This is a genomic window from Steroidobacter cummioxidans, from assembly GCF_003104955.1.
In genome coordinates this window covers 25,329-40,088 of the sequence record NZ_LSRW01000012.1, presented here as the reverse complement: position 1 = coordinate 40,088, position 14,760 = coordinate 25,329, and the positions used below count along the sequence as shown (strand labels likewise).

At 62.8% G+C, this 14,760-nt stretch carries 9 protein-coding genes; 5 read left to right on the top strand and 4 right to left on the bottom strand.

The genetic code is table 11. The features are described from left to right. Positions 1–7 precede the first annotated feature (7 nt). Positions 8–688 carry an ABC transporter ATP-binding protein gene (locus tag D0550_RS07525; protein WP_116808506.1) on the top strand — a complete coding sequence of 227 codons (681 nt, stop codon included), beginning with the start codon at positions 8–10 and terminating at the stop codon, positions 686–688. A 9-nt stretch (positions 689–697) separates the two neighbouring features. Further along, positions 698–3,040, top strand: a complete 2,343-nt coding sequence (locus tag D0550_RS07520; RefSeq protein ID WP_116808505.1) for an ABC transporter permease — start codon at positions 698–700, stop codon at positions 3,038–3,040. 5 nt (positions 3,041–3,045) lie between these two features. On the opposite strand, the gene D0550_RS07515 is transcribed toward D0550_RS07520, so the two are convergent. The 3 genes from D0550_RS07515 to D0550_RS07505 form a co-directional block, all read right to left on the bottom strand. Continuing rightward, positions 3,046–4,440 (bottom strand): DUF1254 domain-containing protein, encoded by a 1,395-nt coding sequence (locus tag D0550_RS07515; protein WP_116808504.1) that lies wholly within the window; start codon positions 4,438–4,440, stop codon positions 3,046–3,048. Between the two features lie 109 nt (positions 4,441–4,549). Further along, positions 4,550–5,626 carry a DJ-1/PfpI family protein gene (locus D0550_RS07510; RefSeq protein ID WP_414717274.1) on the bottom strand — a complete coding sequence of 359 codons (1,077 nt, stop codon included), beginning with the start codon at positions 5,624–5,626 and terminating at the stop codon, positions 4,550–4,552. Positions 5,627–5,756: 130 nt separating this feature from the next. Beyond that, positions 5,757–7,100, bottom strand: a complete 1,344-nt coding sequence (locus D0550_RS07505; RefSeq protein WP_116808502.1) for an amidase — start codon at positions 7,098–7,100, stop codon at positions 5,757–5,759. 147 nt (positions 7,101–7,247) lie between these two features. On the opposite strand from D0550_RS07505, the gene mltF reads away from it, so the two are divergent. After that, positions 7,248–8,684 (top strand): membrane-bound lytic murein transglycosylase MltF, encoded by a 1,437-nt coding sequence (gene mltF / locus D0550_RS07500; protein WP_116808501.1) that lies wholly within the window; start codon positions 7,248–7,250, stop codon positions 8,682–8,684. A gap of 150 nt (positions 8,685–8,834) precedes the next feature. Here mltF and tagH read toward each other — a convergent pair whose 3' ends face one another. Further along, entirely contained in the window at positions 8,835–10,238 is a 1,404-nt protein-coding gene (gene tagH, locus D0550_RS07495; RefSeq protein ID WP_116808500.1) for a type VI secretion system-associated FHA domain protein TagH, read from the bottom strand. A 119-nt stretch (positions 10,239–10,357) separates the two neighbouring features. Here tagH and D0550_RS07490 point away from each other — a divergent pair, with 119 nt between their 5' ends. Beyond that, positions 10,358–10,687 carry a DUF1820 family protein gene (locus D0550_RS07490; protein ID WP_116808499.1) on the top strand — a complete coding sequence of 110 codons (330 nt, stop codon included), beginning with the start codon at positions 10,358–10,360 and terminating at the stop codon, positions 10,685–10,687. Positions 10,688–10,832: 145 nt separating this feature from the next. Then, positions 10,833–14,735 (top strand): phosphoribosylformylglycinamidine synthase, encoded by a 3,903-nt coding sequence (gene purL, locus D0550_RS07485; protein WP_116808498.1) that lies wholly within the window; start codon positions 10,833–10,835, stop codon positions 14,733–14,735. Positions 14,736–14,760 lie beyond the last annotated feature (25 nt).

The window sequence follows — 14,760 nt, the reverse complement described above, 5'->3', positions numbered from 1 at the left end:
AGCAGGCATGCTGAAGCTGGACAATCTTTCGAAAACGTATCGCACCGATGAAGTGGAAACGCGCGCGCTGAGCGGCGTGTCCCTGGAGATTCAGGCCGGCGAGTTCGTCGCCATCATGGGGCCTTCGGGGTGCGGCAAGTCCACGTTGTTGAACATTCTCGGGCTGCTCGACAGTCCCAGCAGCGGCTCGTACTGGTTTTTCGGCGAGGACGTGGCGCGTCATTCGGAGCAGCAGCTGACGCAACGACGCCGCAGCGGCATCGGCTTCGTGTTCCAAAGCTTCAATCTCATCGACGATCTGAACGTCACCGAAAACGTCGAGGTGTCCTTGCTCTATCAGGGCATGAGCCGTGCCGAGCGGGTCAAGCGCATCGTCGCGGCGCTGGATCGTGTGGGATTGAGTCATCGTGCCAAACACTTGCCTCATCAGCTGTCCGGCGGTCAGCAGCAGCGCGTGGCGATTGCGCGCGCGCTGGTTGCCAATCCAAAGTTGATCCTCGCCGACGAGCCCACCGGCAATCTGGATACCGAGAATGGCGCGGAGGTCATGGCGATGCTCGGCGATATCAACCAGTCGGGGACGACGGTCGTCATGGTGACGCACTCGCTGGCGCACGCCGCCCATGCCAGGCGCACGATCAAGTTTCTCGACGGTCGGGTGGTCAGCGAGACATTGCTGGCCGCGTAGATCATCGGCATGCTGCGCAACTTCCTGGCCGCAGCCCTGCGCAATCTGGAGCGCAATCGTTTCTATGCGGTCGTAAGTATCGCCTGCCTTTCGGTGGGGCTCGCGGCCACGTTTCTCGCCGTGGCCTATATCGATCATCTGCGTTCCTACAATCGCTGGATCGCCGATTATCAGCAGGTGTTTTGCATCTCGCTGTCCTATACGTTGCCGGGCCTGGCGCCCATCGATCTGGATACGACGCCCATCGATGTTTCGCCTTGGGCCGCGGCAAACGTGCATGGCGCAGTCGAATCCACGCGCATCGTGAACGGGCGTTACGTCGTGCGACAGGGGAACGTCGAGGCGTACGAATGGATCGCCTGGGCCGACAGCAATCTGTTTCGCGTGCTGCCGATGCCCGTTTATGCGGGCGACCTGCAGCAGGCGCTGACACAGCCGAACTCGATCGTGCTGACGCGCACGCTGGCCCGTAAATACTTCGGCGACGAAGCCGTGCTCGGCAGGATACTCGAGTTCAATCGCGAGCATCCCATGGTGGTGCGGGCGGTGCTGGAAGATTTGCCGCCCAACACTCGCATCAACGGGGCTGAAGCCATCGGCATGCTGGCCTCATCGAGCACTGCTTTTTCAGTGATGAATCTGAACCGCGGCGAATGGAGCACTTTCAGCTTCGTGCGCGTGCAGCCAGGGGTGACGGTAGAGCAGTTCAATGCGGGCCTGGCCGGTTACCGACGCGAGGGGTCTTCCGTAAAGGTGCAGTTGCGCGCGACGCCTTTGGATCGGCTCGTGTACTCGCGCGATCGACAGGCTGTGGTGTATGCGACGCCAGTGCTGGCGGTGCTCGTGCTGCTGATCTCCTGCATGAACTTCATCAATCTCACGACGGCACGCTCCATCCATCGCAGCACGGAGGTGGGCGTGCGCAAAGCGGCTGGCGCGGGTCGGGTCAGCCTGATAACTCAGTTCATGGGCGAGGCGTTGATCTTCAGCACCGTGGGCATGGTGATTGCGCTATCTGCGTGCGAGCTACTGTTGCCGGTCGCGCGTACTTTGCTCGATGTGCCGATGACCTTCGAGTACTGGCGTAGCCCGCAGCTGCTCGCGGCGATCGTGGCAATCACCGTCGTCACCGCGGCGTTGTCCGGCTTTTATCCGGCGGTGCTGCTGTCACGATTGAACCCCGCGTCCATATTGAATGGCGGTCGCAGTCGTTCAGGGCAGAGCAGGGGATTGCGTCAGTCGCTGGTGGTCGCTCAGTTCGCGATGCTCGCGGCGTTGGTCGTGTCGGTGATCGTTGCCGGACAGCAGATCGATCATCTGCTGAAAAAGAGCCAGCGCTTCGACGGTGAACACATGCTGCTCATCCACTCGACCTGCCGACGCGCTTTCGTGGACGAAGTGCAGAAGCTGGCGGGAGTGGCGGGTGCAGCGTGCGCGCTGGGTGCGCCGATCAATATCGTGACCAGCAACGCGGCCGCGAAGCTGGCCGACGGCACGCGTCGATCGTTCGAAATCGTGCGCATCGATGCCGGCTTTCTCGAGCTGTATGGCTTTCGACCGCTGGCCGGCCGTTTCTTTCGAGCCGATCAGCCAGCCGATATCACAGCAGGGGATTCGGCTGCAGTACAGCGAGTCGTCATCAGCGCCACGGCGCTGCGCGAGTTTGGCTTCGAATCCGCCGAGGCCGCGTTGGGTCGCGATCCGTTTCCCGGCTCGGGGCAGCCGTTCGAGATCATCGGTGTGGTGGACGACTTTCGGCTCGGGCGTTTCGATGAGCCCATGTACTCGGTGGTGTATGTCGCCGAGCCGTCTCGCGCTCAGTTGCTCAGCGTGAGGCTGCGGGGAGAGCGCCTGCCCGAGACACTCGATCGGATCGACGCTTTATGGCAGCGGCTCGGCGATCCGGCGCCGATCAACCGGCTGTTTCTCAGCGAGTCGCTCGACTCGATGCATCGCTCCATCGTTCGGCAACGTCAGATCTTCAGCGCGTTCGCGGTGCTGGCGGTGAGTCTGGCGATTGTCGGTTTACTGGGGTTGGCCTCATCCGCCGCGGAGGAGCGACGGCTGGAGATCGGCGTTCGCAAAGCCTTTGGCGCCGACACGTCTGCGATCGTGCGCTTGATCCTGTGGCGCTTCATGAAGCTCGCCGCCGTTGCCGGAATCGTTGGCAGCGCGATTGCGTTGCCGCTGATGAAGCGTTGGCTCGATGGGTTCGAAGATCGAATCGACCTCGAGCCATGGATGTTTGCTGCCGCGTGCTCCCTGATCGTGGGCGTGGCGGTGCTGACCGTACTGGGTCATTCCTTAGTCATTGCGCGAGCGCGACCGATTGCAGCACTGCGCATTCAGTGACTGGATCAGACTGCTTTTTCAAAGTCACCCGGCTTCCATGAGCCGTCGAACGCGGCCTGTTGCGGACCGTAGATGCGGAAGTAGGCGAACCACCCCTTGCCGGGAAGGGTTTTGATCCAGCGCTGCTCCTGACCTCTGGGCGTGCTCGGTCCGAAATACAGATCGACGCTCTTGCCGGTGGTCTCTTTCAGCTCGAATAGCGAGCGCAACGCGGCCCGCTTTTGCTCGGTCTGTATCTGCGAACGAGTGTCCGTGTCGTAGACCGTCACGGACCAGAACAGCTTGCCCGGCACGGGCAGCGGCACCGTGAGCTTGTACGCGCTGCCGCCATCGAGAAATGCGCCGGCTTTATCGCTCTGAGCGAGCCAATACAACGAGCCTGCTTTCGGGTCCCGACGAAACATCGCGGGCGAGGCACCGATCGCTTGATAGAACCACTTCTCGCGCGCTTCCAGGTCGAGTCGGTCGTGAGTGTTGAAGTCGCCATCTTCGTAACGCAGGCTCACCCATTGCCATTTGCGATCCGGCCACGGCAAACGATCCGGCCGACGATCGCCAAACGCCTGCACTCGCATCTGCGCATTGGCCGCCCGTGCGGCTTCTTCGAGAATCGATTTCATGCGCCCGTCGGGCTTGAAGGGTTTGCCTTTCTCGATGCCCAGGGCGGCGAGCTCGCCGTACTCGTTGTGATAGCCCTCGAACATGGGTTCGGTGTCCAGCGTCTGATGCAGCACTTCCCAGAATTCGATGTTGTCTTCCCAATCCAGCGGCGTCGTGTCCTGAGTTTTGCCGGTGGCGTCCAGCCACTTCGGTTCCTGCCACGGCGTCTTGGGATCGAGCGGATACACCTTGATCGTCTTGATCCGTTCCTTCGCGCCTTTCACATCGCCTTCCACTGGCAGCGAGCGCACGGCGACGATCTGACGGTTGCTGCTGGCCCGATGGACGAAGTAGCCGGTTTCGGGCACTGCGCCGTGGTAGTACGGGCCGATCAGCAGATGTTTGCCGCCCTGGCCGGCATCGGGCCCTGGCAGGCCCATGTCCGCGACCCAGCGCTGGTTGATATCCATCGAGCAAACAATCAACGGTCCGGGCGCCAGTTCGACGACCAGCGGCCCAATGCTCAGATCGAGCAGCAACGGACCATACGGCGTATCGGAGTTCGCGGTGTACACCAGTTGCTCCGGCGCGCAATCGAGAATGCCAAATACTTTGTTGGGGACGACGCCGATCTGCCCGTTGCCTCGGATGATCGCCGCGCCCGACACGGTCGGATAGAAGAATTTGTAAGCTTGAATTGCGCGGTCGAGATCCGCGTCGTCATAGGCCTGTTTCATCGTGTCGCGCGTGGGGAAGCCACGCTCGAACGTGTAGCGGCTCGGGCTGCCGGCGTATGCCATGGGGAACTCCTGCTGTTGAAGAATCAGTGTGGAGCCCAGTGTCGGCGGCGCACATACGCGCGACGGGCACGCGCATGTTCATCTCGCGACGTACGGCAAACGCCTGCGTCTACTCGGTCTCACACGCCGGCTGACCGGGATATTCCAGCTCCATCATCACCCACTCGCGACGGGCCGCGCCGAAGCGCGAGCCGATGTCGCAGAGGGTGCGGTCGAGTTGTTCCATCGGCTTGAGATCGGCCGCGAGCGGCAGGGGATTGGCATCGACCGCTGCAGGTTCGGGCAGAAGAGTGATGCCGCTGCGAAGCTTTACCGGCGCCGGTGCGGCCGCTTGCACTTTTATATGTCCCGTGCGAGACCAGGCATCGGCGGTGAATGCGAGCGCGATGTCGTCCATGCCTTCGACGACATCGACGCGCATTTCATCGTTGCGCCAGAACGCGAGCTTGTTGAGGATAAAACTCAGTCCGCGTGAGAAGTTGAGGCCGAATAGCGAACTGTCGTGCACGGGTGTCCACGACTCCACGCCAAAGTCGTCCGCGAGCGACTGTGCCTTCTCGGGTCCGCCGATTGCTTCGATCAACGCGAGCATGGTCGGCACCGACGCTGTGATGCCGGTGGTCGTGGCAATGTTGCTGTCGATCACATATCGCTGATGAGGCACATAAACGGCTGCGGGATGCTGCTCGCGCAATTCATCCAGGTAGTACCAGTGTGTCGTGAAGCGACGATGATCCAGCAGGCCGGCGTTGCCCACGACCAGTCCACCGGCGCAGATGCCGATGATGCGTGCGCCGTGATCCGATTGTTGTTGCAGCCAGGTCAGAATCGCGCCATCGGTGTTGTCGCTCATGGCCGGCACGATCACGTAATCGGCGCCCGTAGGATACGTTCGATCGAACGTTGCGAGATCCTGTGCGATTTCGACCTGTAGCGCAGGATATAAAGAGACGGGTCCAGAGCGAGGCGCGACGGCATGCACGTCAGCAATGTCCGCACGTTGCAGAACTGCATGCGTCAGCAAAAAATCCGTGATCTCCGTGCCTTCATTGCGGGCAACGACGGCGATGACGGGCTTGCCGTCACGCCGCGGCTTGATGGCTTCGATGAATGCTGTGGCCTGCTGTGCGGCCAAGGCCGCGTCTGCGGCAGGCGGCGAGGGCACCTTGGAGCCGCAGCCCGTCATTGCACACAGAGCAATCGCAGTCAGTGTGCCAATCCAGCCGATTGTGTTCACGGAAGACTCCTTGTCAACGACCAGGAGCGACCGGTTATACATCTCCTCCGCGGCTGGGGGCACCCCGTAGCGATTACATCTATCGCTGTTTGAGCGCGGCCTCGATCGTTTGAGCGATCGCGAGCAAACGATCGTCGCTGCCGCGCCGTCCGATGAGCATCAAGCCGACCGGCGGCTCGCCAGGACGATGGACCGGCAATGAAATTGCGCAGCCGTCGAGGAAGTTCGCCAGCGATGGATTGCGCAGGCAGAGCACATTCAGCCGCGCGTAATCCGCGTCGTGTTCGAACGCTGTGAACGGCGGCGGAATGATCGGCGTCGTCGGCAACACCAGAGCATCCACGTCGCTGGTGGCGCGCTCGACACTCGCGATCACCTCGGCGCGCGCATCGTGCATGTCGCGCACATCTTGGTAGGTCAAATCGACGCCCTTGATGATCCGGCTCGCGACGCGAGGGTCGTACTGCTCGCGATCGCGTTCGATCAACGGACGATGCCACGCATACGCTTCAGCCGTTGCAATCCCGCCGCGTGAGTTGATCTCCGGAATGCGCAGCAACTCCGGCAACGGCCGGCGCGAGATCGAAACACCTGCGCGTGCCAGTTCATCGACGCCGCGCTCGAATGCCTTCGTCACATGCTCGTCCATGTCATTCAGTACGAGCGACGTTGGCAATTGCAGTCGAATGTCGTTGAGTGAAACGGAAACTGGTGCGCGAGGCGTTACACCTCGCAGGATCGCGTCGAGCGTCGCGCAGCACGAAACACTGTTCGCCAGCGGTCCAATCGAATCGAGCGAATGGGCCAGCGGGGTCGCGCCATCCCGCGGCACGCGGTGTGCCGTCGGTTTGAAACCAACGATGCCGCAGAACGCAGCAGGGATTCGACAGGAGCCGCCGGTGTCCGTGCCCAAGCTCGCCACCGCCATGCCGTCCGCCACAGCAACTGCGCCACCCGACGTCGAGCCGCCGGGAATCCGGCCGGTCGCGCGATCGAACGGGCTCGCGGGGGTGCCGTAGTGGGGATTCAATCCCAGGCCGGAGAACGCAAATTCGGTCATGGTGTTGCGACCGATGAAAATGAACCCGGCGCCGCGCAGCCGGGCAATCACGGGAGCATCGCGCAGGGCAGGCGGCTCATTGGCCAGAATGCGCGACCCCGCGCGAGTGACCTCGCCGGCGACATCGAACAAATCTTTGACTGCGATGGGGATGCCCGCAAACTCGGGCAACGTCGCGCCGGCCGCTCGCTGCCGGTCGATCTCGTCCGCCTGGGCACGGGCGCTTTGCGCAGCGACGGTCATGAAGGCGCGCGAGCCCTCGCCATTTGGATCGGTGATTCGATCCAATGCTTCGTCGACGAGTTGGCGGGCACGCACGGTGCCGCGGGTCAGAGCCTGGGTGAGTTCGTTGAGTGTTCGCATGGGGCGTGAGTTTGCCATGGGGGCGGGTCGGGGAACCCCTCATCCGGCGCTTGGGGACGTCGCTCACAGTAGCGGACCGGCGACATTGCCCTGGGGCGGGCTTTCGGGTCCAATGCCCGACCTCGCGGGTTGCCACTAGGAGGCAGGGTGAAGATTGCCCTCGCCATCATTGCGATGCTGCTGCTGGGCACGTGTTCCCAGCCGCCGAGCGTCATGGAGCAGATATTGCGCAGTGGCGAGCTGCGCGTCGTCACCCGCAACCTGCCGAGCGCCTACTACCTGGGTGCGGATGGGCCGCAGGGGCCCGAATTCGATCTGGCCGCGCGCTTTGCCGCCGAGCTGGGCGTCAAACTGTTCATTTACTCCGTGCCCAACGTCGCCGACGTGGTGCGCGAGCTCGAATCGCGACGGGCTCACATCGCCGCGGCCGGCCTGACTCGCGGCCTGCGCCTGCCGGCGGAAGCGGGATTCGGGCCGCCGTATCAGCAGGTGCGCGAGCATCTGATTTTCCGCCAGGGCGATCCGCGACCGCGACGCCTCGATCAAACCTACGACGGTCACATCGAAGTCGTTGCCAGCAGTGCGCACGCCGCCACGCTCGAGCAGCTGCGCGTTCACTACGGCAACCTGTCGTGGGTCGAGAATCCCGCGGTGGAAACGGAAGAGTTGTTGTATCGATTGTCCCGGCGCGAGTTCGATTACACCGTCGCGGATTCGAATGAGTTCGCCATCGGTCGCGCCTTCCATCCCGAGATTCGAATTGCATTCGACTTGTCCGGCGGCAAGGCACTGGCGTGGGCGGTGGATGCGCGCGATCCAACTTTGCTCAAGCGCGTCACCGCGTTCTTTTCATCGGCACGCGCCGAAGGCCGGCTCGCGTCCATTCTCGATACTTACTATGGCGCCACGGACCGCTTCGATTACATCCAGGCGCGCGTGTTCATGGAACACATCGAATCGCGTCTGCCGCAGTATCGGCATTGGTTCAAAGAGGCAGCCGCGGAGATCGGTGTCGATTGGCGCCTGCTGGCGGCGGTCGGTTATCAGGAATCGCATTGGGATCCGGGCGCGACTTCTCACACCGGCGTGCGCGGTTTGATGATGCTCACCGAAGAAACGGCGCGGGCACTGAACATCGGCGATCGACTCGATCCGCGCGCCAGCATCTTTGGCGGCGCGAAATATTTCGTGTGGCTGCGTGAGCAGGTTCCCAAGCGCATTCTGGAGCCGGATCGCACCTGGTTTACGCTGGCTGCGTACAACGTCGGTGTCGGCCATCTCGAGGACGCACGCATCCTGACGCAGATGCATGGCAAGAATCCGGATGCATGGAATGACGTGCGTGAGCATTTGCCGTTGCTGACGCAAGAGAAGTGGTATTCGCGAGTGAAGCGCGGTTATGCCAGAGGCTGGGAACCGGTGCGCTTCGTCGAGAACATCCGCGGCTACATGGATATTCTGGATTGGGTCGCGACCGATACGGGCCCGGCGGCACAACGCGAAGGCGGCATGACGACGAGCGCAACCAGCACCGTCGCGCCCACCAATCCGAACAGCATGCTAACGCCGCGGCGTTCGCCTTAGTAAGAGAGAAGTGACTCGTGACTAATGACTAATGAATGATCAGATGGGCTCTTTCATGCCTCGGTGTGGCCCGCCGGGGCTGACCTCGAGGCATGAAAGTACTCGTTCTGACCAGTCACCAGTCATTAGTCACGAGTCACTTCTCTCTGACTAGCGCTTTTTCTGCTGCGCCTTCTCGGCGTACGTGCGAGCCAGCTCTTCGGCGAACAGCGTCGGCAGGTTCTGCTCGTTGCGCTGATTGAGCACGTGATAGAACTCGGTGTAGAGGTCCCAGTACTTCATCTTGTTGGCTGCGCCGAGCAGCGCGCCGCGCTTCAAGCCGCGGTCGAACTTTTCCTGCAGCTCGCCCGGCTCGATCCGATTCATCACTTCGTCGATAGCAGCCTGGATGGCGGCCGACAGCGACTGCTGATGCGCCCGCAGATCGGCAAACGAGTCGCGGATCGCGTCCACCGGTCCGAGATAACGCGAGTTGTTGTGACCGTCGAACAGCTTGACCAGCGCTTCATCGACGCTGGCCGAGAACTTGAGCGGATTGTTGTCGGCCGGCTGAATGCCCGTCTGGCTCAGACGCAGTCGGTTCTTCTGATCGGCACGCCCTTTGAGCACGTCCATCAAGCCGAGCACGACCTCGCGAGTCATCTGACCGGCGAGTTGCATCAGCGCATGCTGAGTTTCCAGCGGGATCGACGCCGGATCGATACCGGCGCCGCGACAGAAGGCTTCGACGCCATTGCTCGGCTCGACCATGGCATCGGTGGAGCGACGGCCGGTGCGCGGCTCGGGCGCTGCAGGCTTCTCGGCCGGGCGGGACATCGCGCCTGGATTAGTCAACGCCTGCAATGACTTGCGATCGTACGGCTGGGTCTGCATCTGCCAGTCTTCGGGCTTGCGGCCAGCCGCGGCGCCTGGCGGATCGCCTCGGTCCGGGCCGTCCAGCAGCGAAGTAAAGCCGCTGCGCGAGGGTTTGCCCGGCACGGTGTTGTTCGGCAGACCGGGGCGCGTGGGCTGCATGTCGATGCCCAGCGCTTTGTTGATATCGAGCATGCTGGGAGACGAGCTGCCGGCGCTGGCCGGGGCAGCAGGGGCCGGCTTGATGGCCGCGTCGGTCAACAGGTCGGTGAGGTCCAGCTCTTCGCCCAGGTCCACTTCCGGCGGGGGCGCACCGCGGCGAGCTGGCGAGCGCGCCGGTGCGGGCATCTGGCCGCTGGCATCCGGGGGGAAATCCTGGCGTTCATCGATGCTGACGATGATTTCGTAGTCGCCCAAACGCAGCCGATCGCCATCTTTTAGCGCATAAGCGCCGTCCACCGAGGCGGGCACGTCGGAGCCATTGATGAAGACGCCGTTGGTGCTGGTATCCTCCAGCATCCATTGGCCGGCACGAAACTCCACTTTGCAGTGGTGGCTGGAGATGTAGCGATCGGGGTCCGGCAGGATCCAGTCGTTGTCTGCGGCACGGCCGATCCGCCCGCCGGTGACGCCAAACAGACGTGAGCTGCGCTTGCCGAGCGCCTTATAGTGATCGCTGATGATGCGGAGTTTCAGTGCCATTGACCGAAAAAATTCAGGAGATTGCTTACGCGGTAGCGGTCGCGGTGGCGCCGGGTAAATGACCCGGGAATGTTACATAGCCTGGAACCGCAGCCTACCAACCTAGGCCCAACAGCAAGATGGCAACCAGTCACATTTTCAAGGTCGTGTTTGTCAACCAGGGCAAGGTCTACGAGATCTACGCCCGCAAGGTCAGCCATGGCTCGTTGTTCGGCTTCGTGGAAGTCGAGGAACTGGTGTTCGGCGAGCGTTCCGCCGTCGTGGTCGACCCCACCGAGGAGAAGGTGAAAGCTGAATTCGAGGGCGTCAAACGCACCTATCTGCCGATGCATTCGGTGCTGCGCATCGACGAGGTGCGGCAGCAGGGCGTAAGCAAGATCAGCAACTTCGAGGGCTCCAACGTCACGCCCTTCCCGATGCCCGTGTACACCCCGGGCGACAAGAAGTAGCCACGCACTGACACGGGGACGGAAGGGGACAGATTTCAAATCTGTCCCCTTTTGGCCCCGGCCGTTTCGGCCCGCTTGCCGGCCGCATTTTCGCTGGTATTTCCGCTATCATTCGCGCCCGTTCCGCTGCCCCCTTCCGCACCGCATGCTGACACTGTCTGGCGCGCCTGCACTGTCGGATTTCCGCTCTGCTCGCCTGCTTGCTGCCCTTCGTTCGCGCGTCCCCGCCGTTGCGTCCCTGAGCACGCGCTTCACGCACTTTGTTCAAGCGCGACGGGAACTTAGCGCTGAAGAACGCCGCGTCCTCGAGGCGTTGCTGACGTACGGGCCGGCGCAGCCGAGCGCGGCGCCGGGCGCGGACGAGCAGCTGATCGTCGTCATCCCGCGGCCGGGCACGATTTCGCCGTGGTCGAGCAAGGCGACCGACATCGCGCAGGTGTGCGGGCTGGAGGCGATCGAGCGCATCGAGCGTGGCATCGCTTACTTCGTGCGCGGCTCCAAGCCCTTGTCGGCGGCGGACCTCGAAGCGATGGCACCGGTGCTCCACGACCGGATGACCGAAGCGGCGGTGTTTTCCTACGACGACGCGGCTCAGTTGTTCGATCACCAGTCGCCGCGCCGCCTGAACACTGTCGCGCTGCTGGCTCGCGGCCGCGAGGCGCTCGTCGAAGCGAACGAGTCGCTCGGCCTGGCCCTGTCGGCAGACGAAATCGATTACCTCGCCGAGAATTTCACGAAGCTGAACCGCGATCCCACCGACGTTGAGCTGATGATGTTCGCGCAGGCGAACTCCGAGCATTGCCGGCACAAGATCTTCAACGCGGACTGGATCATCGATGGCGAGCGTCAGCCCAAGTCGCTGTTCGCCATGATCAAGAACACGTACGCGAAGAACTCGCGCGGCGTGCTTTCCGCCTATCGTGACAATGCCGCCGTGATCGAAGGCCCGGTGGGCCGCCGCTGGTTCGCCGATGTGAATCAGCACGCGTACGCGTTCAACGACGAGCCCATCGACATCCTGATGAAGGTGGAGACTCACAACCATCCGACCGCGATCTCGCCGTTCCCCGGCGCGGCGACGGGCTCGGGCGGTGAGATTCGTGACGAAGGCGCGACCGGCCGCGGCGGCAAGCCGAAGGCGGGCCTCGCGGGGTTCTCCGTTTCTCACCTGCGCATTCCCGGCTTCGAGCAGCCTTGGGAAAAAGATTTCGGCAAGCCCGGGCGCATTGCGTCGGCACTCGACATCATGGTCGAGGGTCCGCTGGGTGCCGCGGCTTTCAACAACGAGTTCGGCCGTCCGAACATTCTCGGTTACTTCCGTACGTTCGAATTGGAAGCCGAGAAGTCGGGCGCACGCGCCACACTGCGCGGCTATCACAAGCCCATCATGATTGCGGGCGGCGTCGGCAACGTGCGTCGCATGCATGTCGAGAAGTCGGACATTCCTCCAGGCGCGAAGATCGTCGTGCTCGGCGGGCCGGCGATGCTCATTGGTTTGGGTGGCGGCGCGGCTTCCTCCGTCGGCAGCGGCGCGAGCACCGAAGATCTCGATTTCGCGTCCGTGCAGCGTGGCAACCCTGAAATTCAGCGGCGCGCGCAAGAAGTCATCGATCAGTGCTGGGCGATGGGTCAAGACAATCCCATCCTGCTGATTCACGACGTCGGCGCGGGCGGTATATCCAACGCGATCCCCGAGTCGATCGCACACACCGAAGGTCGCGGCGGTCGCATTGACCTGCGCACTGTGCCGTCGATCGAGCCCGGCATGTCGCCGGTCGAGATCTGGTGTAACGAAGCGCAAGAGCGCTACGTGCTGCTGATCGATGCGAAGGATGTGAAACGTTTTGCCGAGCTGTGCGAACGCGAGCGTTGTCCGTTCGCGGTGGTCGGCGACATCACTGACGATGGCTGGCTGAAGGTCGGCGATCCTCTGCTCAAAGATCCGCCGGTGGACCTGCCGCTCAATGTCATGCTCGGCAAGCCGCCGAAGATGACGCGCGACGTGCAGAAGCTGCCGTCGCTCGGCGACGATTTCACGAGTGCCAATCTCGATGTGCGCGACGCGGCTTATCGCTTGCTGCGCTTTCCGGCCATCGCGGACAAAACGTTCCTCATCACGATCGGCGATCGCACCGTCGGTGGCATGATCAGCCGCGATCCGATGGTGGGTCCGTGGCAGGTGCCGGTCAGCGACGTGGCCGTGACGATCAGCGATTACACCTCCGCGACCGGTGAAGCGATGGCGATGGGCGAGCGCACGCCGCTCGCGCTGCTGAATGCGCCGGCATCCGGTCGCATGGCGGTTGGCGAGGCGGTTACAAACATTGCTGCTGCCGACGTCGCCGCGCTGGATCAGGTCCGCTTGTCCGCGAACTGGATGGCCGCTTGCGGCGAACCCGGCGAAGACGCGGATTTGTATGCGACGGTGAAGGCGGTCGGTGAGGAGTTCTGTCCGGCGTTGGGGATCACCATCCCGGTCGGTAAGGATTCGTTGTCGATGAAGACCAGCTGGCAGGGCGATCAAGGTCCTCGCCGGATGGTTGCGCCGCTGTCGTTGATCGTTTCGGCGTTCGCGCCGGTGGGCGATGTCAGTCGCACGCTCACGCCGCAACTGCGGCCGGAGCTCGACAGCGACCTCGTGTTGATCGATCTGGGCGCGGGGCGCGATCGCCTCGGCGGTTCCTGTCTCGCGCAGGTATTCGGCAAGCTCGGTCACGAAGCGCCGGATTGTGACGATCCGAAAGTGCTCGCGAATTTCTTTGCCGCCATCGCGGCATTGCGCGCGGCCGGTTCCATCGTCGCGTATCACGATCGTTCCGACGGCGGTTTGTTTGCAACGCTCGCCGAGATGGCGTTCGCCGGACACTGCGGCGTCGATATCGATCTGGGTATCGAGCTGCGCGATTGCGTCGCCGCGTTGTTCAGCGAAGAGCTGGGTGCGGTGCTGCAGGTTCGTAGCAGCGATGTGAAATCCGTGCTGAGCGTGCTGGATCGTCATGGCCTCGCCACGATGAGCCGCGTCATCGGTAAGGTGACGAAAGCCGACCGCGTGCGCGTTCGTTCCGGCGGCGAGTCGCTGTTGGACGAGTCGCGGACCGAGCTGCATCGTGCGTGGTCGGAGACCAGCTTCCGCATGACGCAGCTTCGCGATAATCCGCAAGGCGCGCAGGAGCAGTTCGAGTCGGTGACCGATCCGAACAACCCGGGTCTGAACGTCAAACTCAGCTTCGATCTGAATCAAGACATCGCCGCGCCATTCATCGCGAAGGGCGCGCGGCCGAGGGTGGCGATCCTGCGCGAGCAGGGTGTGAACAGCCATGTCGAAATGGCGGCTGCGTTCCATCGCGCCGGCTTCGCGCCGTTCGACGTTCACATGACCGATCTGGTCGCGGGGCGTTTCGATCTGAACGATTTCCGCGGCATGGTCATTTGCGGCGGCTTCTCGTACGGCGACGTGCTGGGGGCCGGCGAGGGCTGGGCGAAATCCATTCTGTTCCATTCGCAGCTGCGTGACTCGTTCACGAAGTTCTTCAACCGGTCAGAGACATTCTCGCTCGGTGTTTGCAACGGCTGTCAGATGATGGCGGCGCTGCGCGAGCTGATTCCGGGCACGGAGCATTGGCCGAAGTTCGTGCGCAATCGTTCCGAGCAATTCGAAGGCCGCCTGAGCCTCGTCGAAGTGGTGAAATCGCCGTCGCTGTTCTTCGCCGGCATGGAAGGCTCGCGCATGCCGATCGCCGTCGCGCACGGTGAGGGTTATGCGGACTTCGCAGGTCGCGGCAACATCGACGCGCTGGTCGGCGCCAATCTCATGTCGCTGCGTTTCGTCGACAACCATGGCAACGCGACGGAACGTTATCCCGAGAATCCCAACGGCTCACCTCGGGGCCTCACCGGCATCACGACGCCGGACGGCCGAGTGACATTGCTGATGCCGCATCCGGAGCGCGTGTACCGCACGTTCCAGAATTCGTGGCATCCGGATGGGTGGAGCGAGGACAGCCCGTGGATGCGGATCTTCCGGAACGCCCGCGTCTGGGTGGGGTGACGCTGCACCATCTGCGGATGCGGGT